The sequence below is a fragment of the Hydrogenovibrio thermophilus genome, from assembly GCF_004028275.1.
Classification (GTDB): Bacteria; Pseudomonadota; Gammaproteobacteria; order Thiomicrospirales; family Thiomicrospiraceae; genus Hydrogenovibrio; species Hydrogenovibrio thermophilus.
The window spans coordinates 1,836,902-1,860,701 of record NZ_CP035033.1; the positions used below are offsets into that span (position 1 = coordinate 1,836,902).

Annotated in this window: 16 protein-coding genes; 7 read left to right on the top strand and 9 right to left on the bottom strand. The window is 50.4% G+C overall.

Going from position 1 to position 23,800, the window contains the following annotated elements; genetic code table 11:
- Positions 1-6 precede the first annotated feature (6 nt).
- The 5 genes from EPV75_RS08625 to guaB all read right to left on the bottom strand — a co-directional run bounded on the left by EPV75_RS08625 (position 7) and on the right by guaB (position 6,433).
- Entirely contained in the window at positions 7-2,103 is a 2,097-nt protein-coding gene (locus EPV75_RS08625; RefSeq protein WP_128385113.1) for a chemotaxis protein CheA, read from the bottom strand.
- 10 nt (positions 2,104-2,113) lie between these two features.
- Positions 2,114-2,689, bottom strand: coding sequence for a chemoreceptor glutamine deamidase CheD (gene cheD / locus EPV75_RS08630; RefSeq protein ID WP_029938494.1), 576 nt, complete (start codon positions 2,687-2,689; stop codon positions 2,114-2,116).
- 92 nt (positions 2,690-2,781) lie between these two features.
- Entirely contained in the window at positions 2,782-3,297 is a 516-nt protein-coding gene (tadA, locus tag EPV75_RS08635) for a tRNA adenosine(34) deaminase TadA (protein WP_081836816.1), read from the bottom strand.
- Positions 3,298-3,315: 18 nt separating this feature from the next.
- Positions 3,316-4,896: a glutamine-hydrolyzing GMP synthase gene (guaA, locus tag EPV75_RS08640; RefSeq protein WP_128385114.1), complete on the bottom strand. Its 1,581-nt coding sequence runs from the start codon at positions 4,894-4,896 to the stop codon at positions 3,316-3,318.
- 76 nt (positions 4,897-4,972) lie between these two features.
- Positions 4,973-6,433 carry an IMP dehydrogenase gene (gene guaB / locus EPV75_RS08645; protein ID WP_127119469.1) on the bottom strand — a complete coding sequence of 487 codons (1,461 nt, stop codon included), beginning with the start codon at positions 6,431-6,433 and terminating at the stop codon, positions 4,973-4,975.
- Between the two features lie 342 nt (positions 6,434-6,775).
- Between guaB and EPV75_RS08650 the strand changes: the two genes are divergently transcribed.
- Positions 6,776-7,111, top strand: a complete 336-nt coding sequence (locus EPV75_RS08650; protein WP_127119468.1) for a putative periplasmic lipoprotein — start codon at positions 6,776-6,778, stop codon at positions 7,109-7,111.
- A 92-nt stretch (positions 7,112-7,203) separates the two neighbouring features.
- Here the strand turns inward: EPV75_RS08650 and EPV75_RS08655 are convergent, their stop codons facing one another.
- Entirely contained in the window at positions 7,204-7,869 is a 666-nt protein-coding gene (locus EPV75_RS08655) for an energy-coupling factor ABC transporter permease (RefSeq protein ID WP_128385115.1), read from the bottom strand.
- 121 nt (positions 7,870-7,990) lie between these two features.
- Here EPV75_RS08655 and EPV75_RS08660 point away from each other — a divergent pair, with 121 nt between their 5' ends.
- Both EPV75_RS08660 and serB read left to right on the top strand, forming a co-directional pair.
- Positions 7,991-8,404: an RDD family protein gene (locus EPV75_RS08660; RefSeq protein WP_029938500.1), complete on the top strand. Its 414-nt coding sequence runs from the start codon at positions 7,991-7,993 to the stop codon at positions 8,402-8,404.
- Positions 8,401-9,225, top strand: coding sequence for a phosphoserine phosphatase SerB (serB, locus tag EPV75_RS08665; RefSeq protein WP_128385116.1), 825 nt, complete (start codon positions 8,401-8,403; stop codon positions 9,223-9,225). Before EPV75_RS08660 ends, serB begins: the two co-directional genes overlap by 4 nt.
- A gap of 92 nt (positions 9,226-9,317) precedes the next feature.
- Here the strand turns inward: serB and EPV75_RS08670 are convergent, their stop codons facing one another.
- Positions 9,318-10,322, bottom strand: coding sequence for an MBL fold metallo-hydrolase (locus EPV75_RS08670; RefSeq protein WP_029938502.1), 1,005 nt, complete (start codon positions 10,320-10,322; stop codon positions 9,318-9,320).
- Between the two features lie 233 nt (positions 10,323-10,555).
- On the opposite strand from EPV75_RS08670, the gene exbB reads away from it, so the two are divergent.
- Complete coding sequence (gene exbB, locus EPV75_RS08675; protein WP_029938503.1) at positions 10,556-10,993, top strand: TonB-system energizer ExbB; 438 nt, start codon at positions 10,556-10,558, stop codon at positions 10,991-10,993.
- Between the two features lie 18 nt (positions 10,994-11,011).
- Positions 11,012-11,398, top strand: a complete 387-nt coding sequence (locus tag EPV75_RS08680; protein WP_029938504.1) for an ExbD/TolR family protein — start codon at positions 11,012-11,014, stop codon at positions 11,396-11,398.
- Between the two features lie 36 nt (positions 11,399-11,434).
- Here EPV75_RS08680 and EPV75_RS12260 read toward each other — a convergent pair whose 3' ends face one another.
- A complete protein-coding gene (locus EPV75_RS12260) occupies positions 11,435-12,040 on the bottom strand; it encodes a hypothetical protein (RefSeq protein ID WP_192893975.1) in 606 nt (201 codons plus the stop codon).
- Between the two features lie 70 nt (positions 12,041-12,110).
- On the opposite strand from EPV75_RS12260, the gene EPV75_RS12265 reads away from it, so the two are divergent.
- The gene (locus EPV75_RS12265; protein WP_127119463.1) at positions 12,111-12,428 is read left to right on the top strand and encodes an energy transducer TonB; all 318 of its coding nucleotides are present in this window, start codon (positions 12,111-12,113) and stop codon (positions 12,426-12,428) included.
- Positions 12,429-12,509: 81 nt separating this feature from the next.
- Positions 12,510-12,941, top strand: coding sequence for a SufE family protein (locus tag EPV75_RS08690; RefSeq protein ID WP_029938506.1), 432 nt, complete (start codon positions 12,510-12,512; stop codon positions 12,939-12,941).
- Positions 12,942-13,058: 117 nt separating this feature from the next.
- On the opposite strand, the gene EPV75_RS08695 is transcribed toward EPV75_RS08690, so the two are convergent.
- Positions 13,059-23,624: a Calx-beta domain-containing protein gene (locus tag EPV75_RS08695; protein ID WP_128385118.1), complete on the bottom strand. Its 10,566-nt coding sequence runs from the start codon at positions 23,622-23,624 to the stop codon at positions 13,059-13,061.
- Between the last annotated feature and the right edge of the window lie 176 nt (positions 23,625-23,800).

Genomic DNA, 23,800 nt, shown 5'->3' on the forward strand with positions numbered 1-23,800 from the left:
CGGCGGTTAGGCTGCATTGGAATGGAGGTTGCCACCTTTGTGCGAAGAAAGCGTCTCGGTCACATCCAGAATCAACGAAACCGTTCCATCCCCAAGGATAGTGGCGCCGGCGATACTGCTGATTTTCATGAAGTTGCTTTCCAGGCTTTTAATCACCACTTGCTGTTGCCCCAGCAAATCGTCGACAAAGATGCCGGCACGACGACCGCCGTCTTCGACCACCACCAGCAGCCCTTCTTCCAAGTCGGTTCGCGCATCGGCAATACCGAGTTTGTCGTGCAAACGAATCACCGGAATGTAGCTGTCACGCAATTTGTACAATTCGGTTTGACCCGCAATCCCTTTGACAAGTGATTTGTCGACCTGAATGGATTCCACAATTGATACCAGTGGGAAAACGTAAGTCTCGGAACCGACTTTCGCCAACTGACCGTCCAGAATCGCCAGGGTCAACGGCAAACGGATGGTAAAGACACTGCCCTTGCCCTGTTCCGTTTTCACTTCAACGGAACCGCCTAAACCGCGGATATTACGACGAACGACGTCCATCCCCACACCGCGCCCGGAAATATCACTGATCACATCGGCGGTTGAGAAGCCCGGATGGAAAATCAAATCAATGACTTCCTCGTCGCTCATTTTGATGTCTTCATCAATCACGCCTTTTTCAATGGCTTTTTGACGAATCTTATCGGCGTGAATCCCCGCGCCATCATCGGTAATCTGAATCAGAATATTGCCGCCTTGGTGGAAGGCCGCCAGTTTAACGGTACCGGTTTCCGGTTTCCCGGCTGCCAAGCGGACATCCGGTGCTTCAACCCCGTGGTCAATCGAGTTGCGCACGATGTGCACAAGCGGATCGGTCAAGGCCTCCAGCATGGTTTTATCCAACTCGGTGCCTTCCCCTTCCATCACCAGTTCAATTTTCTTGCCTAGCTTCTGGCTGACGTCATGCACGATACGTGGCATACGGTTGAAGGCAAAACTTACCGGCAACATGCGGATGTTCATCACGCTTTCCTGCAAATCACGCGTATGACGTTCCAAATGGGTCAGTCCTTCTTTGAGTTTATCGGCCCAATCCGAGGTGCCGCCTTCGTTTTGCTCGGCCTGTTCGCCGAACTGGCTCAGCATGGACTGAGTGATGACTAATTCGCCAACCAGATTGACCAATTGATCGATTTTGCTCAAATCGACACGAATCGAACTGTCTTGTTTCGGGGCCGGTGCGGAAGCTTTCGCCGCCGGCTTTTTAGCAGCCGGTTTGGCCGCAACCGCTGGTGCCGCCGATTCGGCTGATTGCGCCGGAGCCGCTGTTTCCGCGGGTTTTTCCGCAGCGGCTTCTACAACTGGCACTTCGGCCGCGGCTGGAGGCGTAATGGTGATTTCGGCACCGTCACCATCGATCCATTCGAAAACTTCTTTGACGTCTTCCTCGTTGATGTTGTCGCCGGACAAATGCAACGTCCATTTCAGGAACAGTTCTTCCGGATTCAACTCGGCAATGTCTTCCGGCAACGCGGAATCATCTACCGTGACTTCAACGGTGCCCAACGATTCCAATTCGCGGAAAATACGAATCGGCTCGTTACCGGTTTGCAATAATTCTTTTTCCGGCAGTACTTCGATGGTCCAGACGCCGCCCGCACTTGGTGCGGCAACCGGCGCTTCGGTAACCGCTTCAGCCGGTGCCGAGGCCGGCGCAGCACCCGAGCCATCATGACTGAGAATGGCTTCTAAGGCCTGCTGCACTTCCGACGCTTTTTCATCATCGATTTCTTCGTGGTTTTGCAGGCGCGTCATCATGTCTCGCAACACATCCACCGCTTGTAACATGACGTCTGAGGCTTCCTGAGTGACATCACGACGTCCGTCGCGCATTTCATCCAGCAAGGTTTCCAAAACATGGGTGAAATCGATGATTTCATTGAATCCGAAGGTACCGCTTCCACCTTTGATGGAGTGGGCTGCACGGAAAATTTCGTTGATCTTTTCATTATCCGGGGTGCCGGGCTCCAACTCCAGCAACCCGGCTTCCATCACGTCCAACCCTTCAAAACTTTCTTCCAGGTAGGTTTGTCGAAACGTTTCCATCATGTCCATAGCGGTATCCTCAGAACAGTTCTACATCACCCTCAACAGGCTTCGATCCAATATTATTAATATAACGGCTTTCTTCTGCAGCCAATGTTTGGTTATGCATCGCATTCAATCGTCTCACCCGTACCCGACCGGAATTCGGGTAATATAAAATTTTTCTCGGATAGACATCGCCGATGTCTTGCGAAACGATTTTAAAGCCTTCCGTATAAATATAATCAAACGCAAAGCCAATATTGTACCAACCAATGTTGGTGGTGGAGCTCATGATGCGCCCGCCCCCAAACAATTTGAACTCCAAACGATCGCGCTTGGCACCCAAATTCAGCAAGGCGTTGACCAGGTTTTCCATGGCATAGTTGCCGTAACGGTTGGCATCCGACAGCTCGGAGGCACCAGTGGCGTTCTTATCCACCGGCAACATAAAGTGATTCATCCCGCCGACCCCCGTGACCGGATCCCGGACACAGGCCGAAATACAAGACCCTAAAACCGTTTCAATGCGCTCGTTTTCTCGTGTTACGTAAAACTCACCCGGTAAAATTTTATAGGTTGTGATGCCCTCGGCTGGATCCACACTTTTTTGCATAATTCGGTCAAACCCGTCTGCGATACTTGTTGTTTTTATAGCTGTAATACTCGCATTTATTCAAAAAAGTGGCAAGTATTACTTGCATAATTTTATGGTTTTTGCCTGGCTTCCCGAGCTTGTTTTTGCGCTTGGCGGCGCTTTTTGAAGAAACGGCTCAACATCTCACCGGTTTGATCCGCCATCACACCGCTTGTGACCGCCATCTGATGATTCAAGTGTTCATGCTGCACCAAATTCATCAACGAACCGGCCGAACCGGTGCGCGGGTCAGCCGCACCGAACACCAAACGTTTGATACGGGCATGCACCAAGGCACTGGCACACATCGGACAGGGTTCCAAAGTGACGTAAAGGGTTAAATCGACTAATCGATAATTCTGCCAGGCCTGGCCAGCAGCGCGCAGTGCCACCACTTCGGCGTGTGCCGTCGGGTCATGCGATTGAATGGTTTGGTTCCAGCCTTCGGCCACCAGTCCGTTTTGGTGAACCAATACGGCGCCGACGGGCACTTCGCCCTGGCTTTCCGCTTTTTCGGCCAGCGTGATGGCATGTTGCATCCAAAACCGGTCTTGTTCGGTTTGAGACAAGGCGTCAGGACACAACATGAATCGAATCGGAGGGGTTTATTCCCACTCAATAGTCGCCGGTGGCTTACTGGAGATGTCGTAAGTCACTCGGGTAATGCGAGGGATTTCATTGATGATACGGTTCGAGACTTTTTCCAAGAACTCATACGGCAGATGCGCCCAACGCGCCGTCATGAAATCGATGGTTTCAACGGCACGCAAAGCCACCACATAATCGTAACGGCGCGCATCTCCAACCACACCGACTGATTTCACCGGTAAGAACACCGTGAACGCCTGTGAGGTTTTGTCGTACAAATCCGCGGCACGCAACTCTTCAATGAAGATGTGGTCCGCCAAGCGCAAAATATCGGCGTACTCTTTTTTGACTTCGCCCAGAATACGAACCCCCAAGCCCGGTCCTGGGAAAGGGTGACGATATACCATATCCGACGGCAAGCCCAGTGCAACGCCCAGTTTACGGACTTCATCCTTGAACAGTTCCCGCAACGGCTCCAGCAACTCCAGCTTCATATCTTCCGGTAAACCACCGACGTTGTGGTGAGATTTGATGACTTTGGCCTTACCGGTTTTCGAACCGGCGGACTCAATCACATCCGGATAGATGGTGCCCTGAGCCAACCACTTCACGCTGGTCAACTTACCGGCTTCCTGGTCGAAGATTTCAATAAAGGAATGCCCGATGATTTTGCGTTTCTTTTCCGGATCGGCTTCGCCTTTCAAAGCGTCCATAAAATAGTCTTCCGCATCGACACGAATGACTTTAATCCCCATGTTCTCGGCAAACATCGCCATGACCTGATCGCCTTCCTGATGGCGAAGCAAGCCGTGATCAACGAAAACACAGGTGAGCTGGTCGCCGATGGCTTTGTGCAATAAGGCCGCCACGACTGAGGAATCCACCCCGCCGGACAAGCCAAGCAACACTTCGTCGGAACCGACTTGCTCGCGAATTCGCTCCACACTGTCATCAATAATGTTTTCGGTGGTCCAAAGTTTTTCACAGCCACACAAGTCAACAATAAAACGCTCGATAATGCGCTGACCTTGCTTGGTGTGCGTCACTTCCGGGTGGAATTGAATGCCGTAGAAACGTTTGTCTTCATTCGCCATCCCGGCCACCGGGCAATTCGGTGTAGACGCCATCAACTTGAACCCGTCCGGCATCGCATCGACACGATCCCCATGAGACATCCAAACATCCAACATGCCGTGCCCTTCCGGTGTCACATGATCTTCGATGTCTTTCAGCAAATCGGTATGGCCGCGGGCGCGCACCTGAGCATAGCCATATTCATGCTCTTTGGCATGGATGACCTTCCCTCCCAGCTGTTCGGCCATGGTTTGCATCCCATAACAAATCCCGAGCACCGGCACACCCAACTCAAACACCATTTGCGGTGCCACTGGCGCGTCATCACCAATCACCGTTTCCGGACCACCGGAAAGGATAACCCCCTTGGCACCAAAATCGGCAATGACTTTTTCTTCGATATCCCAAGGTTCCACCTCGCAGTACACACCGATTTCACGAATGCGTCGAGCAATCAACTGGGTATATTGCGAACCGAAATCCAGAATTAAAATCCGATCTTGATGAATGTTGTTTTGTGACATATCTAGGGGGTTTCCAACTAAAAACTAAGAAAATATAAGACTTAAACCCATACGGCGCGCGCCGGCGCCGTTGGCATTACACGCGATAGTTCGGTGCCTCTTTGGTGATGGTGACATCGTGCACGTGGCTTTCGGCCATGCCGGCTCCGGTCACACGCACAAAACTTGGCTTGGTATTGAACTCATGAATGTCTTTACAGCCGGTATACCCCATGCTGGAGCGGATACCGCCGACCAATTGATGGATAATCGGTGCCAACGCGCCTTTATAGGCCACGCGCCCTTCAATGCCTTCCGGCACCAGCTTGTCTGCGGCATTGGACGATTGGAAATAACGGTCGGAAGAACCTTGTTTTTGTGACATGGCCCCCATGGAACCCATACCACGGTAGGACTTATAAGCACGCCCTTGATAGTATTCCACTTCGCCCGGAGACTCTTCTGTTCCTGCAAACATGCTGCCCAGCATCACCGCAGAAGCACCGGCCACCAACGCTTTGGCAACGTCCCCAGAGAAACGGATACCGCCGTCGGCAATAATCGGAATACCCGAATCTTTCAACGCCGCGGCCACATTGGCGATGGCCGATAACTGTGGCACACCGACACCGGCCACGATGCGCGTGGTACAAATCGAACCAGGACCGATCCCGACCTTGACCGCATCCGCACCGGCTTTCATCAAGTCCAGCGCGGCTTCTGCCGTCGCGATATTGCCGCCGACCACGTCAATTTGCGGGTAATTTTCTTTCACCCATTTCACGCGATCCAAAACGCCTTGGGAATGCCCGTGCGCCGTATCAACAATAATCACATCCACACCGGCTTTTACCAGTGCCGCGACGCGATCCGGCGTATCCGCCCCGGTTCCCACGGCAGCCCCCACGCGCAAACGACCGTTTGAATCTTTCGCAGCGAACGGGTGTTCAGAGGATTTTTCCATATCCTTAACGGTGATCATCCCTTTCAGCTTAAAGGCATCATCCACCACCAACAAACGCTCCAAACGGTGTTCGTGCAACAGTTCCAGCACCACCTCACGTTTTTCCTTTTCCTTCACCGTCACCAAACGGTCCTTCGGCGTCATAATTTGCGAAACCGACTGGGAAACATCGTCCACATAACGTAAATCACGGCTGGTGACGATGCCGACCAGATCATCGCCATCCATCACCGGCGCCGAAGACACGCGGTTTTCTAGTGTTTTGTCTAATACGGTCTGCACGGTATCGTTCACCTGTACGGTAATCGGTTCCAAAATCACACCATGCTCGTACTTCTTCACTTTGGTGACCACATGCGCCTGTTCGGCAATCGTCATATTCTTATGCACGATCCCGATTCCGCCTTCCTGTGCCATCGAAATAGCCAACCGCGCTTCGGTGACGGTGTCCATAGCCGCAGACACGAATGGAATATTCAATTCAATATTACGTGACAATCGTGTTTTCAACGACACGTCGGATGGCAACACATTCGAATGAGCGGGTACCAATAAAACGTCATCAAAAGTGAGGGCTTCTTGCAGGATGCGCATATATCTATCTACCTTTATAAATTTTATAGGCCAATTAGTATTTTTTGCGTAACCCCGGCCAAACGGGCAAAAACACCAATTTAACTATTTATTTCAACAACTTAAATGAAATAACCAGTTAAAAAACCTAAATAAAACATGAATTTTAGCTGAATAGTGTACATTATAAGGATTGACAGTGTCGGGGTAAACTTAATAAGTTATACACCCATACGAAAAATGTAAAAAAACGGGGCTGATTCAACGTTTTTTCGCTTTTATTCGTTCAGATTTGTGATTAGAATAATACCGAGCTTAGAAATCTTACAAAAACAAGCTTATTTTCGAACTTGGAGGATATACATGAAAAAATTATTTGTGAGTGCTGCTGTTGTTGCAACCATGTCGCTAGCCGCGTGTTCAACTAACCAGACGAAAGACCTTTCTTCTTACGACGACATCATCGGAGAAGCCGCTTCCATTCATGCCGAAGCTGCTAAAGACGGTTATGTCTGGAAACAGAAAGCCATGAAAAAAGCGTATGTTGATCACTACATCGCACTAGCTGAAGAAGCCAAGAAAAAAGGCGACGACGCGACGGCCATGAAATATGCGAAAGAAGCACTTAAATCCGCTAACGCTGAAATGAACCAAGAAGTGAAGTACGCGGACATCCAACCAGGTTGGATTAAAAAATAAGCTTGGCACTCAGCCGAACTGAATAAAAAAACCGCCAGGCCTGGCGGTTTTTTTATGTCTGAAGTAAATAATTGGCATAATATTTCTACCCACTATTTTCCATTCAAATATTGCTCATCGGTAAAGCAGCTCACCCATTCGGGCTTCATCAATACCAGCGCCAGAATCAACATGCCGTTCACAAACCCTTCCGGTATCGCCATTAAGGGGATATATGGGATAAACGAGCGTTCCAACGTCTCCAAACTCTGTACCCCGCTGAACCCCATCACCGCGGCGGCCACCAACAACGATACCACCGAGCTGATACCCGCTGCGAAAAAACCGTTCAACAACACAAACACAAAGAAATTACGATCCAGATATTTGTACGCCAGAATGGCAATCCACCACACAATCAAAATCGGCACCACCCCCATCATGACCATATTCAGTCCGTAAGCCATCCAACCGGCATTCCCGAGAATCGTCACGCCCAGTAATGCCACGCTCATGCATAAAATGGCGAACTGCGCACCGAACATCAAGGTTGTCAGAGCCGCCAGTAACAGATGAAAAGTGATGCCACCACCGAGCGAAGCTCCGGAATTCCACAACAACAAGACGATGACCGTCATCCCCAAAAAGACATGCTGTGCTTCCTTGTCTTGAATTTTGTACCAAGGCGCGGTACGCACCGCCCAAAACAAAGCCGCCGCGCACAACAAGCCGCCACCGGCCAGCCAACCCCACGCCAATCCCGCATCTTGCAGATTCATATCGCCCCCTGTACCACCTTCGGTCGTTTCCGGCCATCCGGCCTCTTTTCAACAATCTTTACTGAGAAAAGTCGTCAAATCGATTATTATTTTACCCTCGCAGAATCAACCTGGGGTCAAAATGCGTCCTTTTAAAATCATTTTTGCCTTTTTATACGACTTACTGTTACTGTGCGCCGTCTGGTTTGTCGCCGCCATTCCGTTCGTTATCTGGCAAGGGCCGGGCTTTGAAAAAGAGACGGTCAAACTCGTGGCCTTTCAAGTGTACTTACTGGCCATCACCTATGTCTACCTCAGTTATTTCTGGGTGCTCAACGGCCAAACGCCCGGCTTACGCGTCTGGCACCTGCAAATCTTACGTCAGGACGGTTACATCATGACCCGCCACAATGCCAATCTGCGTTTTTTAACCGGCATACTGCTGTTTCCCATCGGCTGGCTGGGGCTATTCATCGGGCCCCAAAAGCAAACTTTGCAGGATTTACTCGCACAGACTAAAATAGTGCCCACTCAAAAAACGGAACCCAATCAATGACGATCATCATTCATGAAAACGCACTCACTTACGAGCAAAGTAAAGAGCTGTCCCGCACCTTCGGCACACCGGAAAAAAACCAGAATCATTTCAGAATCCACGCCGAGCAAGTCGACCTGGATAAACTAAAAAGCCTTTCCGACAAATGGCAGATTGACATGAATATCCTGCCGGAAACATTCGATCCAACCAACGTCAAACTGGTCATCAGTGACATGGATTCCACCTTGATCGGCATCGAGTGCGTCGACGAAATCGCCGACATGATGAACATCAAACCACAGGTTGCGGAAATCACCGAAGCGGCCATGCGCGGTGAATTGAACTTCGAGGCCTCATTGACGCAACGCGTTCAATTACTGGCGGGACTGGAAACCGACGCCTTGCAAAAAGTATACGATGAACGCCTCCTCCTGAATTCCGGCGCCGAAACCTGGCTCAGCGGATTGAAAGAGCAAAAAATCGCTTTTGCCTTGGTTTCGGGCGGTTTCACCTTTTTCACGGAACGGCTACAAAAAGAACTCGATATCGATTTCACCCGCGCCAATGTTTTGGAGGAGGAAAACGGCCGTTTGACAGGCAAAGTCAAAGGCAGCATCGTCGGCGCGCAAGCCAAAGCCGATTTTTTACAGGAGCTGTGTGACCAGCTCGACATCTCGTTAAATCAAACCATCGCCATTGGCGACGGGGCCAATGATTTGTTGATGATGACCGAAGCGGGCCTCAGCATCGCTTATCACGCCAAACCGAAAGTGCAAGCCCAATCCAACGTGGCACTGAACTACGGCGGGCTAGACAAAGTCCTGGACTTTATTGGTTAAGCTTTCGTTCACATCACCAAACCGGGTGAAAGGCAATAAAAAAGCCCAACATGTGTTGGGCTTTTTTATGTTAAGTTGAAAGCCGTTAAAAATCAGAACATGTTCTTTTCATATTCTTGAACCGCGACAACGACATATTTCCCAAGCGTGGATTCATAGCCCGGCCATTGACTGGCAGTATCCTTCATGAACGGCTCTTCCATCAGCTTCGGTTTGATTTCGAAATCCGACATTCCTTCATCGTAGTATTCGCCCGTCTTGTTATAAACCACTTCACAGAAGGTTTTAAAATCCGTAATCAGCTTCTGTCCGTCGTGTTTGCCATGCCCGGGAATGAATTGCTTCGCCGGCAACGCCGCCAATTGATCCATCGCGTCAATCGAGCCCAAGTAAGAACCGTCCGCCATATTGGCGATACGGCGCATCATCATGTCGCCGGAATAAACCGTCTGGTCCTCGACCACTTCCACGGCCAAATCGGCCACGGTGTGCACTCGCCCAAAATGATGGATTTTCAAAGTCGTATCACCGACTTTCATCACTTCACCACCCTTCAACACTTTTGTCGGACTGGTCGCGACCGTACCGCTGATGGCATTATCGGTATTACGCTGCATGAAACCGATCCAGAATTCTCCGGAACCGTTCTTAATCTGATCGATCACTTCCTGATGAGAGTAAATTTCCACGTCTGGATTAGCTTTTACGAACGCATGATTCCCTAACCAGTGATCGCCATGGAAGTGAGTGTTAATGACCTTGATGACCGGCTTATCCGTAACGGTTTTGATCTGACGCAAAATCATCTCACCGATCTGTACCGAACCACCGGTATCGATCACAACCACCCCTTCCGACGTCACAATAAAGCCCGGATTACTGAAAAAACCAAAGTTTTGCGGTGAGGGTTCCGGGTCTTGAGCCAACAGGTAATAACACCGATCCGATACTTTCGTCACCGGCACATCCGGAACGTCAGGGCCACGGATAATCATTTCATCACTGGCATACAGAGGCTTCAGCGCGGACATTCCGACCAAACCGGCCGTCAGACCAAAAGCCCTTTTGAATAAATCACGACGTCCCATTGAACTCATATCGTCTTCCTTTTTGTTCTTTTACAATTCGATTTTCGAAGGTTCGCTATTATAATCAATGCTTTCCGCAACCGCCATTGATGTTTTTTATCACGGTTCCGGCAGGGTCAACAACCTTCGGATAGATACAGCCTGCCACCGGCATTCAAGGTTTCTTAAAAATCTTCGATGGCTTATCTTATATAATGCTTGCGTTAAAGAATTCAACCTTACTCGAAAAATTGGCAAATATTATGGAACTACTGAAATCCTACCTTGATATCACCGTATTCAGCTTACTGGGGCTGATGAGCTTTATCATGGTATGGCTCACCATCGAACGTAAACTGTTTTTTTCCCGCTTAGACCTTTCCCAGTTTGACAGTTTGGAAGCGCTTAAAATCGCCACCACCAATAACCTCACCACCATCGCCAGTATCGGCTCCAATGCGCCTTATGTCGGTTTATTGGGCACTGTCCTCGGCATTCTGGTCACGTTTTATGAACTGGGCCTCAATAATCAAATCGAAACCGGCCAGATCATGATGGGCTTGGCGCTGGCTTTAAAAGCCACCGCGGGCGGTATTGCCCTGGCGATTCCCAGCATCATTATCTACAACGGGTTACTCCGCAAAGTGGATACGATTGAACTGGAATACCTGGCGATGCAAAAGCGCCAAACCCAAGCTTAAACTGCTGGAGCTGAGGCCATGAAACGATTCGACCAAATCAATGTCATCCCGATGATTGACGTCATGCTGGTACTGCTGGCGATCGTGCTGACCTCGGCCAGCTTCATCGTACAGGACAAGCTGGGCATTGACCTGCCCGAAACCCAGGAAACCCAAAGCTATCAACCGCCTGAAACCATCGACATCCGCCTGGCCATTGATGCCGACAACCAATTTTATCTGAACGACAACGCCATTACGCTGGCTGAGCTGGAAAACGCGTTGTTGTCGGCCAACCCGGACAAGCCTATTGAAATCCGAGTCGATCGCGCCACCGATTTCGGTTACTTCACCCAGTTAATCGACCTGCTGAAAAAGCACCAGCTACACAACCTGAACATTCTGACAAGGAAGCAGAATGGCTAAACCGGGCCGCTTGGCATTTTTCATCACCTTTACCCTTTACGCGGTGCTCGGTACCTTTTTATGGAAATCATTGAAAGTCCCGGCATTGGAAACGCAACTGGCACCGGTGGAAGTGACCACCGCCATGTTCCAATCCTTGCCGGAGCCGGAACCTAAGCCGGAACCTAAGCCGGAACCTAAGCCGGAACCTAAGCCGGAACCAAAGCCGGAACCAAAGCCGGAACCAAAGCCGGAACCAAAGCCGGAACCAAAGCCGGAACCAAAGCCGGAACCAAAGCCGGAACCTAAACCGGAACCTAAACCGGAACCTAAACCGGAACCTAAACCGGAACCTAAACCGGAACCTAAACCGGAACCTAAACCGGAACCTAAACCGGAACCTAAACCGGAACCTAAACCGGAACCTAAACCGGAACCTAAACCGGAACCTAAACCGGAACCTAAACCGGAACCTAAACCGGAACCTAAACCGGAACCTAAACCGGAACCTAAACCGGAACCTAAACCGGAACCTAAACCGGAACCTAAACCGGAACCTAAACCGGAACCTAAACCGGAACCTAAACCGGAACCTAAACCGGAACCTAAACCGGAACCTAAACCGGAACCTAAACCGGAACCTAAACCGGAACCGGAATCCAAAACCAGTCAAACGCCGCCGCCAACGTCTCCTCCGGCCAAAGAACTGGCGCCGCAACCGCCGAAATATTCGGTGGCCGAACGCATCAAAGCCGAAGAACGCTATATGGCGGAGCTCAATCAGCAACTGGCGATGCTGGCGCAAGAGCATTATCCACGTCGTGCCAAACGTCGCCATCAACAAGGCATGGTGACGCTGCGATTCACCTTGCATGCCGACGGACGCATTACTGAAGAATCCATCGCGACACCCAGCCACTACGGGCTTTTGAACGACGCCACCCTGGACATCATCCGAACGTCACTCAACCATCGCTACAAACCGTTTCCGGAAGAAATGGGCACCTCACCGAGAGTGATTGAAGTGCCGATTGAATACATTTTGCGTTAGCGTAAAGTAGTTCGCCGGCCAAGGCTGGTTTCAGTCGACATTTTTGATAAAATGGCGTTTCGCAAAAACTGAGTGGACACTATGAATTATCAACCCGCCGAAAAATCGATTGCCGACGTCCAAGCCGACTTGGTCAAACGCTTCACCCATTTCGACAACTGGAAAGACCGTTACAAATACCTGATCGACATGGGCAAAGTGTTACAAAAAATGCCGGACGAATACAAAACCGAAGACAATCGTATTCACGGCTGCCAATCGCAAGTCTGGATTCACATTGAAGAGAAAGATGGCGTGCTTTATATGGAAGCCATGTCCGATGCCGCCATCGTTTCCGGGCTCATTGCCTTGTTGTTGAAAATTTATAACGGCCGCACACCTAAAGAAATCAAAGAAGCGCCGCTCGACTTCCTGGCCGACATCGGGCTACTACAACATTTGTCCGCCAACCGCTCCACTGGTTTGTATCACATGATCAAACGCATCCAATCGGAAGCCTCGGCTCGCCTGTAATCTCAAAGAGTACTTCTCACCAGGCCTGGCCATTTTCAGCAAAACCAGCGGATAATAAAAAAGGGCTCTGAGAGCCCTTTTTTAATGCCTTGACGCTTAATCTTTCAACCCATCAACTCAGTCATTGATATTTTCATCGTAATTGTCAATGAAATCGGCTTTCGAGACATCATTAATCATGATCTCAATCTCCTGACCGTTTTTGGTATTGGAAGCATCAATCGTCACTTTCAGGTCGTTTCCATCGCCTTCGCCGTCGGAGAAGTTCAAGTAGGTCTCCAAGTTCGCGGCATCCAAGTCAATGGAATCTTTCAAAACTTCCGACAAATCCAGAACGTCCACACCATCTTCAAAGTCGGTGATAGTGTCCATACTGTCTTCGTCCTGAGCGATTCGGAAGGTATCGGCACCCGCGCCACCCGTCAACTCATCGCTGCCGGTTCCGCCGACAAGGACATCATCCCCTTCACCGCCGAACAAGAAGTCCGCACCGCCGAGACCGTAAATCACATCATTACCGTCGCCTCCGACCAGTGTTTCACCATCGGCCGAACCATCAATGGAACCGCTTGAATCCACCGTCACATCCGGAGTGACCGTTGTGGAGGACACAGTGGAAGTCTCTTCCGTATCGGTCAAGATGGAATACGCTTCCACCGTCACCGTTGGGAAATTGCCATCCACCGAACCGGTCACCAGAGAAATACCGGACGATTGCAGATTGGCAATCGCCGTCGTGTAGTCCGGAGTGGTCGGTTCGGCCAACGTAATCACCCAATCGGTTCCATCCTGTTCCAGCGTCGCGCCCGGCAAATTGGAAATATCCACCGTCGAAACACTCGAGCCCATGCCGGATAACTTGATGGCCAGGGCTTCCGAACCGTCATTATCCAACAAATCCAATCCGGCCAACAACACCGGAATACTGTAACCCGAACCGACAACCGTTTTATCGGCAACCGAGGTTACCGACGTCGGGCCGGTCACACCACTGGCTTTAGACTCCAAACGCATTTCGAAAGTACCGTTCGTAGAGCTGACACTTCCATCGGCATTGTGGTTATTGGACGATTCCACCGTCCAGGCGGTGACATCGATATCATGCGAACCTTTAAAGCCAACCGGCGGCGTAACGGCAATATCGTTGACTTTGTCATAAGCCACACCCGTCACCGTGTAAACGCCCGAATCATAAGTCACGTTGCCGTAAGCCACGCCATCCACCGTAAAGACCATACCATCCGGCAAAGTCTCGCCATTACCGGTTAAGGTAAAGCTCACGGTTTCCGAACCGTCGACATCGTCCAGGTTCATATTCAAGTTGATGGCGACCTCACCACTTTCGTCTCCAAAGGTAGCGGTTGGGTTCATGCTGATGATATCGTCGGCCTGGGCAATGAACTCGACAGCCACATCGATTGTCTGAGTATTACCGGAACCGCCTTCACCGCTGGAAACGCTGAGCGTAATGTCTTCCAACGTTTCGCTGACATGTTCGACCGTTGGTTGAATGCCGATTTTTTCCAGGTCTGCCACATCCGATACATTAAAACTGTAATCGTAAATGAAATTACCATCCGCATCTTTTCCGGAAACTTGACCGGTTTGTTTCACACCTTCATAGTAAACTTCATAACCAAACGGAACCCCACTGAGCGTTGCACTGGAAACCGATTCCGTTGCATCTACCATAGTACCGCTGGTAACCGACAGCATCGCCATCTGGTCTTCCAAACCGGACATTTCGGCCGTAAAACCACTGATTCCATCATCGACCGGTGTGACATTGACGACTTGTGTAATACTGGTCGTTTCCGGGCTGGTCGTATAGCCGGAAGTCCCAGCGTCTTCCTGAGTCGTTACCTTGGCGTCAATGGTCAAGGAACCGTAATGATTCGCCGGTGGTGTATATTCAAAGACCACATCCGTATCCAAGTCATTGATATCGATGATTTCGATGTAACCGTCGCCATTCACCGACAAGGTCGAAACATCCACGCCGTCATAAGTAATCGTACCGTGCGTAGAAGGATCGCCATCGGTATAGCTTTCGGCAAACTTCACATAAACTTTACCATCCTGAATAATAGTGCGTGCACCGTCCGCGGCATTGTTCAAGTCCAACGTAATGGTTTGCGCAACTGGGGTAGCGCTTTCCGCGACATTCGTCGCATCGACCGAAATGGTCGTCGCATCGGAAACCGGCGCCAGCTCGGCATCGAATCCACCAGCACCGCCATCCACGCTGTAGGCGTTTTGACCGCTTGGGTCCTCGCTGACATACGTTACCACTTCGATATCAAAATCGACTTTTTCGACATCCAGAGTATTTTCATTACCACTTGGCGACACCGTCACTGAGGCCAACAAATTGTTGATGTCTGTCACATCCCCTTCGCCGTAAATGACGTAATAGGTTTCGCCATCCACCACTTGCGTTTCGGTGGTGCCAGAAACACTGTAACCACTCGGCAGATTCGAGACCAGAATCGCAAACTTTGAACTGTCGCCTGTTGTAGCGCCATCGGTCGCCACCACCAAATCACTCAAGTTAAAGCCCGTGTCTTCCGTCAACTGAACGGTTTTCGGCGTGAGCGCCAAGTCCATCGGAGTGCCTGTCTCGTTTTGAACGCCGCCGGCGCCCGTTCCATCAAAAGCAGGATCCGCAATCAGTTCGAACGTTTCCGAATTCGTTAAGGTCGTCGAGCTACCATCCTGATGCGACACCGTAATGGTGATCTCGCCATTGGTGGTAATGTTATTAAAATGAACCGCTTCACCATTGACTAGGAACTGAATCGTGTTTAAAGCACCATCCGCATCCAGCGCCAAGTCGGAGGCATTGACGGTCCAATTACCGGAATTAACAATGATTTTATTGCTCGAACCGTCATCCACGAGCGTATCACCGGAATAAGTTCCGCCGACCACTTCAACACCTTCCGGAACACCGCTAATGGTAATGGCCGTAATTTGTTCACTGCCGTCATCATCGGCACCATTATCTTCACTGGCCATGTCGTCCGGAATCAAACTGAAGGGTACATCAATCGTGGTATTCGTTTGATCGACAGTGACGGAGTAACCATTGACATCATCACTGGAAACCGACAAGTGTGCATCGGCATCGTTCGCACTGATACCGCTGATCGAAGATGTCGCCATATCGGTCACACCATTGACAGTCACATTATAAGTGGCCGTAATATAGCCGGTATCGGCATCGTCATATCCGCTTGCGCCGGATGTATCCAGATAACTCGTACCATCGGCCGTTTCATCAACCGTTTTATAACGTACGTCAAAGCTGTAATCATCGTCTGAATCGGCCGGAATGGAAGCCGTCACACTATCCGTGACATTTCCGGACGCATCCACAGAAAGCGACACCCAACCGCTGCCGATTGGGGTACCGTTAATGGCCAAACCAACACCGGCCGGAATCGTATCCGCATTGATCCAAACCTCCGTCAACAGTTCATCGGAATCCGAACTGGTAAACGAAAAGTCCAGAGGTTGCACCGTGTCTTCATTTTGGGTCGCTGACGTATTCAAGGAACCGTCGCCACTCAACTCCGGTGTAATCAGTAAATTAAACGGAATCGTATCCACGGCGGATTTGTCACCGTCGTTTTCATACGTTTGCACTTGCAACTCAAAATCCACTTCACCACTGTAATGGGTCGGTGCCGTCATCGACACACCGGACAATTCACTGGACTCCACCACCCACTCACGGGCTTCGCCGGTGGCCGATGCGTCCAACAAGGTGGCGCCGGTAATAGAGAATCCATCCGGGACATGGGTAATGGTGACAAAGACGGTTTCGGAGCCGTCACCATCGACCGATTGAATCGGATTGACGACCTGGTCTTTCAGTAAGCCACTGAGAGAAATCGCGCCCGAATCCTCTTGGACGATGGCATGATAATCATGCGTTACGCCGTCGGTATCCTCAATGGATGTGGTATCAACCGGATCTTTATTGATGGCTTCATCCGCATCACCGGTGACTTTGATGGTCATATCCAATGGACTCGACCAACTACCGGTATCGGTCACACTCGAACCATTCACCATCGCCGTATCATTGGAGCGCCCTTCAATTTGAATATCGACGTCTTCATTCAAGTCGTGCACCGGAATGAATTTAAAGTCCGTTGCATTCGAGTAATCATCGATTTGAAGAGACCATTCCGCGCCATTCTGAACAAGGGTGAAATTGCCCAACGAATCACCGGAAGCCATGGCTGTGACAGCACCACCTGGTGCGGTGATTTGGCCGTATTCGATTAGATAACCATCATAATAAATCGCTGCATCTTGTGGCAAAACGGACAGTTTGACATCAAAACTTTCGGAACCGTCTTTATCAGACGTGGTGATGGACCCGGACAAGTCGATGCCATTGGCTGCGGAAGCCAGCGTGATGCTGCCGTCGGCTTCCCGGCCATCGTCTTCATAACCGAATGGTTGTTTGATGGCAATGGTCACATCGTCGGCCACCGGGTTCACATAGACATTGAAGACATCGTATTCCGTCGATTCGATTGTCGACTCGGAATTGTCGGCGGCATCGTCATCGACATCGGTTGAAATCACCGTCATATTAATCGCGATATCACCACTGAAACCATCCGGCGCTTTGAATTCGACCGTCGCCAAATCCGCCGCATCAATGGTCACGCCTTTGGTGGCGTCGGTCACCGTCAGAACGGTTGCACCACCATCCACGGTAAACGTCGAACCGACCGGGGCGTTCCACAATTTTACCTGCAGAGATTCATTGCTGTCTTCGTTCGTCACCGACAAGGCGCCGGCACTGTTTAGATCCAACCAACCGCTGTCTTCATCAATGGCGGCAAAGGTTTTATCACCTTGCGTGACAATATCGTCATTACCGTCACCGTCCGTATCGTTATAGGCATTATTGTTGTCTTTGTCATACTGTTCAGCGACGGGTTTGACCACAATGGTATGGGTTTCAGTTACAAAACCGGTCTGACCTTGGTCATCGGTTTCGAAGACATAATCCAATTCCATATCCAAACTGCTGTGCGGCGGCGGCGTAATCAAAGCATTCGCGTAATCGTCAAACACATAATAGTCCTGACCGTTGAGCGTGGCCGTTGAATAGGTCGAACCGGAAATCACCGCGCCATCGGTCATCAAGGCATCCAGATCGGATTTCAGAATACCGGCACGCGTCAACGTTTCACCACCGGCATCCGCATCGGAAATGGTAATCGTCCCGAACAAGTGAATGGCAGAATCTTCCAGGCCTGGCGCCGGCGTCGACATGGACACGTCACCGCCCACGGGCGTCACGTGTAAATCCAAATAAACCTCGGTGGTTTCAACAGAAGCGGTTCCGACCGAATCCGAATCGGTATCCTGCACATTCAAGGTGATGACGACGTCTTCCATGTCCCCACTGTAGTTACCCGGCGGCGTAATTTTGAAGGTTGGGTTTTCCGACAGTTCATCAATGGTGATTTTATGACCGGAAGAACTGATATTGCCCGACGCATCCGCCGTATAGGTGTGCGAACCGATTTGAACCTGTGTGCCCTCTTCCAAACCGGAAATGGCGTACCACATTTTTTCCGAACCATCGGCATCGACAAAGCTTTCCTGTAAGGTTGATGTCAGGTCAAAGGTTTGATCTTCTTCAATCCTCAAATCAATAGTATCGTCTGCACTATATGTCTCTTCCAACGTCACTTCCGTCGCCGAACCATCCAACGTCAAGGTTGGTGTATCGGTTACGGCTTGCACATCCACTGTGACGCTGGTCGAATTATCCACGCCGCTGACACCGGATAAAGGCGCTCCGGAGGCATCCACTTCATATTCTGTCACGCTCATGGTCACATCGAAGTTATCACCGGAGTTGGCTGGCGCCTGCACTTTAAGCCCTTCAAAGTCGGTACTGGACATGGACACATCCGCTGACACGGTGGAAATGTGCTCACCATCGGTCAATTCGATGGTAAATTCATCACTTTCGCCGGAAGAGGTGAACAGAACCACACCTGTGGCGCTCATAATCACCGCGCCATCCGGCAAACCGCTCAAGGTAATTGGCCCCAGTTTTTCGGCATAATCCTCGGCGCCGGTGCTCAAATCAGTGTCATCCGACACCTGCGGCGCATTCAAGCCCAACGCAATGGACTCATCTTCATTGACCAACACCGTATCCGCATCCACGCTGAGCGTGGCCGCGTCAGAAATCGGCGTCACCGTGATGTCCAATGTACTGGTAGCCGTATCGCCATCCACATCCGTCACACTGTAGGCAATCGGTGGAATCGTGCCGCTGAAATCGGCTGCCGGTACAAAGGTGAAGGTACCGTCACCATTATCAACAATGCGTCCTAAAGCCTCATCCACCGCATTAGTGCTCAAAGAACCGTCCGCTTGGATGTATGCCTTGCCGTTATCGAAACTGGCAACGGCAACCCCGCCCAGCGTCGAAGCCGACGAATCGACATTTTCACCGGCCAATTCAAACACGGTTCCAGCACTGTCTTCATCCACCGTCAAGGAGACGCCATCCACATCCGGGACGGAATCCTCCACATTGACCGTGACAGAACTGGTGGTCGAAGCACCACTGTCGGTATCAGTAAGCTCGAAACCGAACGTCAATTGCTCAATGTTTTGACCATTGCCAGCAATATGATCAATTGGCTGGTGCAGTACGAATTCATAGGTTTGAGTGGCTTTATCAATCGTCACAACAAACACGGTCTCGGAAGTGTTTGGCACAGCTCCAGCCGTACCGGTATGCCCGGTCAGCGTCATACCATCGGCTGACAAGGTGTAATTCACAGGCGTGCCATCGGCCGTTGTCACCAAAGGATAAGGTGTATCCGTATTTTCAAACGTCAAGGTATAATTTGGCGTACCCGCAACGGTTACACCCAACGATTTAGGGCCGTCGGTATCGGTCGAGTCATTGCCGGACGCATCTCTTAAATCATCTTCCTGGACATTGGAAGCCGTGCTGGCACCCACCGACAAATCATCGTAAATGGTGGTGGCCACCGAATCGTCTGTTCCAATGGCCACCGCTTCAAATTCACCATCCGTATCGGTGATTCCGTTCAGAGTGACGGTATAGACTTCGCCAGCCGCCCCTTCGTCGGTAAAATCATCCAACGTATCCACCGAAAATGTCGATTGACTGGTACCTCCGGCAATGATAACCGTCGTCGTGGAAGTGTTTTGATTGTAATCGACGCCGTCCGTAGCATCATTTGTTCCGGCGTCTGTATCCACGCCATACACAACGGTCACGGCGACACTGCTGCCTGTCGGAACGGTCACCGGATTGCCATCACTGTCGACCAGTTTAACGGTATAACCGGCCTGCTCGCCTTCCGTTACCGTCGCATCGCCGGTAATGATGGCGTACACCGTATCTTCGGTGCCCACAGATGTATCGTCTTGAATGGTTGCTGTGCCCACCGCCGGAGTGGTATTGGTCACCGTGCCCGAAGTCACATCCGCTTGTAACGTGATCGTTTCATCGCTTTCGTCCAAGTAGTCGTCCACCAGTTCGGTACGGATTTGAACACTGGTCTCGCCGGCTGGAATCTCAACCCCGGCCGCCGGAACACTGACCCAGTTGGTGCCGTCATAGTATTCCAATTGCGCCGTGGTTCCGGTATCGGCTCCGACCGTACCGCTTCCATCGTGCAAAGTAGGGGTAAAGACGACGGTTTCATCACTTGGATTACTGAGACTAACGGTGAATTCAATATAGCCGTCAGTGCCTTCGGTCACGGTTTCGTCACTGACACTTAAGGTTGGTCTGTCGTCGTTGTTGTTGCCTTGGTCATCGTTCGTGCCGTCATCGAGAATGGTACCGACACCGGTTGCATCGGCAATGGTCGCCGAATTGGTTGGGTTTGATAAGGTCACCGTAAAGGTTTCAGGGCCTTCGTAAACCGTATCCTGTGTGGTTTGTACCGTAAAGGTTTTTGTGGTCTCGCCTTGGGCAAAACTCAAAGTCCCACTCGCTGGAGTAAAGTCGGTCGTTTCCGCTGTATCTCCTGTCAAAATCCCCGTTGTAAAATCAACGCTCTGAGTGGCTTGTGCATCCCCAGTACGTGTCACCGTAAAGGTCATTAAGCCACCTTCATGAATGGTGACATCACCCACGCTGAATTCAGTCGGCGCATCATTGTCTTGAATGGTTGCTGTGCCCACCGCCGGAGTGGTATTGGTCACCGTGCCGGAGGTCACATCGGCTTGCAAGGTGATCGTTTCATCGCTTTCGTCCAGGTAGTCGTCTACCAGTTCGGTACGGATTTTTACACTGGTCTGACCCGCTGAAATTTCCACACCAGCCGCCGGAACTGGAAGCCAGTTGCTGCCGTCATAGTATTCCAGTTGCGCTGTGGTTCCGGTATCGGTTCCGACTGTACCGCTGCCATCCTGTAAAGTTGGGGTAAAAACGACGGTTTCATCACTTGGATTACTGAGACTAACGGTGAATTCAATATAGCCGTCAGTGCCTTCGGTCACGGTTTCGTCACTGACACTTAAGGTTGGTCTGTCGTCGTTGTTGTTGCCTTGGTCATCGTTCGTGCCGTTATCCAGAATCGTGGCGGTGCCGCTGGCATCGGCTAGGGTAATGGTAGTGCCACTATTGTCAACCAAACTACCGCCGGCGGTCAGAATCACCGTTTCTGGTCCTTCGTAGACGGTGTCGTCGGTGGTGTCGATGGTGACATTTAGCTCGGTGATGCCGGCTGGTACGGTGACGTCTCCGCTGCCGTTTGGGGTTAGGGTTTGGGTAACACCACTACCGTCAACATAGGTGACGACCATGTTGCTGTAGTCGTTGCTTTCGGCGGTGTCGTTGCTTAATGCTAAATTAATGGTGACGTCGTTTTCCGTGGCGTTGGATAGACTGACTTCATAGGAGGCTTGATTGCCTTCGGCGACGGTGACATCACTGACGCTTAAGGTTGGTCTGTCGTCGTTGCTGCGACCGGCGTCATCGATTGTGCCGTTATCCAGAATCGTACCCGTTCCAGTATCAGTTACCAGAACACCATCAACTGTGGTCCCTGCAACAATATCAAATGTTTCCGGGCCTTCGTAAATCGTATCTTGATTCGTGGAAACCGCGACATCCAAGTCGGTAACACCCGCAGGAACGGTAACATTTCCGGAAGCATCGACCGGCAAGGTCTGAGTTACGCCCGAACCATCAACATAGGTCACAACCATATTGCCATAGTCTGCCGATTCAGCCGTTCCATTACCCGGTTTTAAGTTAACAACCACATCAATTTCGGCCGCTTGGCTTAGGCTGGCTGTAAAGTGAGCGGTCTCCCCCTCTGCAACGATAACATCATCAATCGTGATGGTAGGGGTGTCATCTACACTGCCATGGGTACCATCATCGTAAATTGTCGTGGTAACAGGCGTAGAATCGAACACTGTGTTTTCGAACTGACCATTATCATTCAAGGCGGAAATTGCAATCGAAAAATCTTCAGGACCTTCCAAAACCGTATCATTAACAGTAGGAACAGCGAAACTATAGACAGATTGTCCCGGAGAAAAAGTCTGAGTCACGACTTCGGTAATATCCGCACCCTCTGCCGTTTGATAGGTATAGGAAAATGTTACCGTGGCAGGCTGCGCTAAAACAAGGGGAGAGCCATTACCATCGGTGACTGTGACACTGTAAACAGCATTCTGGCCTTCTGCTACTGAAGCATCCCCCGTTAAGGCAAAATGCGCCGTATCCGCAGGACCTGTACCGGAATCGTCTTCCGAGCTTCCATCGGTAATGGTGGTCGAGACAGGCAAAGGCAAGTCTGGCTGAATTGAATACCCGCCACCTTCCGTAGAGACGACAGAAACTTGATAGGTTTCGTCACCTTCTGCGAAAGCGTCATCATTGGTATTAACGACAAACGTCGCTGTCGTTTGACCTGCTTCAAAAGTGACTGTTTGAGTCGATGCTTGATAGTCTGAATCGGATGCCGTTCCGTTAGTGAAAGCCAGCACAACGGTAAAAGGTTCCAGTGGCGGAGTATCCAATGTCAGTGTATAGGTGGCCACGCCTCCCTCTGTTACCACGGACAAGCCGGTCAATTCAAGATTCGTAAAGTAACCATCCTCATCTTTTCGACCATCCTCTTCTGTTTCATCCTCAATAAGCGTGGCTGATGTAGTTGTATCATACCCTGCAGTCACTTCACCTTCTGCCGCCGTTCGAGCATAAGTTTCCGCTTCATCATTAGACGAGCTGATCGGTTCTTGCTCTTCTTTTTCACTCAGTGACTTGGAGCGGTCTTCCAGGATTTTGGCAATTTCCGGTGGTAATTCATCACCAGCTTGCTGAAGTTCATCGAAATTCCCTTCCTCAACGGCACGTTGCAAGGTTTCAAAACTGGTGGCCTGGTCTTGTGTCATGGAGTTGATGGAACTAGCCGGAATGACATCATTATCAAGCACCATACGACTATCACGTCCCAAAGCGATGACATTTCCATCGATCAACTGAACCGATACCGAAGCATTGTCCGACGTCACAATGATTTCATTCGGATACAGCTTTCCTTGCGGCCCTAACCCACGCGTTTGTCCAGTTTCCGTATCAACGACCTGAACATTACCTTCCACACCAATTACTTCACCAACTGCAATCGCCATAATGGTTCTCCTGAGTGCATACTGTTGTTTTCTATGTGAAGCTAACTATAGTGAGATATGAAAATAATTCCTATTGTCCCTAGGGTCACTTTTTACGTGTTTTTGATAAAAAATAATCGGAAATAAAAAAGCCCTCAAAACGAGGGCTTTCAGAAAAGAAGATTTGTGATTGAAAA

What these genes read in the sequence shown, in the direction of transcription:
- tadA (WP_081836816.1), bottom strand. Translation starts at nt 3,297, where the DNA reads ATGTTGTGTCCTGACGCCTTGTCTCAAACCGAACAAGACCGGTTTTGG.
- exbB (WP_029938503.1), top strand. Translation starts at nt 10,556, where the DNA reads ATGGAACTACTGAAATCCTACCTTGATATCACCGTATTCAGCTTACTG.
- EPV75_RS08680 (WP_029938504.1), top strand. Translation starts at nt 11,012, where the DNA reads ATGAAACGATTCGACCAAATCAATGTCATCCCGATGATTGACGTCATG.
- EPV75_RS08660 (WP_029938500.1), top strand. Translation starts at nt 7,991, where the DNA reads ATGCGTCCTTTTAAAATCATTTTTGCCTTTTTATACGACTTACTGTTA.
- EPV75_RS08695 (WP_128385118.1), bottom strand. Translation starts at nt 23,624, where the DNA reads ATGGCGATTGCAGTTGGTGAAGTAATTGGTGTGGAAGGTAATGTTCAG.
- EPV75_RS08650 (WP_127119468.1), top strand. Translation starts at nt 6,776, where the DNA reads ATGAAAAAATTATTTGTGAGTGCTGCTGTTGTTGCAACCATGTCGCTA.
- EPV75_RS08670 (WP_029938502.1), bottom strand. Translation starts at nt 10,322, where the DNA reads ATGAGTTCAATGGGACGTCGTGATTTATTCAAAAGGGCTTTTGGTCTG.
- guaA (WP_128385114.1), bottom strand. Translation starts at nt 4,896, where the DNA reads ATGTCACAAAACAACATTCATCAAGATCGGATTTTAATTCTGGATTTC.
- cheD (WP_029938494.1), bottom strand. Translation starts at nt 2,689, where the DNA reads ATGCAAAAAAGTGTGGATCCAGCCGAGGGCATCACAACCTATAAAATT.
- EPV75_RS08655 (WP_128385115.1), bottom strand. Translation starts at nt 7,869, where the DNA reads ATGAATCTGCAAGATGCGGGATTGGCGTGGGGTTGGCTGGCCGGTGGC.
- EPV75_RS08690 (WP_029938506.1), top strand. Translation starts at nt 12,510, where the DNA reads ATGAATTATCAACCCGCCGAAAAATCGATTGCCGACGTCCAAGCCGAC.
- EPV75_RS08625 (WP_128385113.1), bottom strand. Translation starts at nt 2,103, where the DNA reads ATGGACATGATGGAAACGTTTCGACAAACCTACCTGGAAGAAAGTTTT.
- guaB (WP_127119469.1), bottom strand. Translation starts at nt 6,433, where the DNA reads ATGCGCATCCTGCAAGAAGCCCTCACTTTTGATGACGTTTTATTGGTA.
- serB (WP_128385116.1), top strand. Translation starts at nt 8,401, where the DNA reads ATGACGATCATCATTCATGAAAACGCACTCACTTACGAGCAAAGTAAA.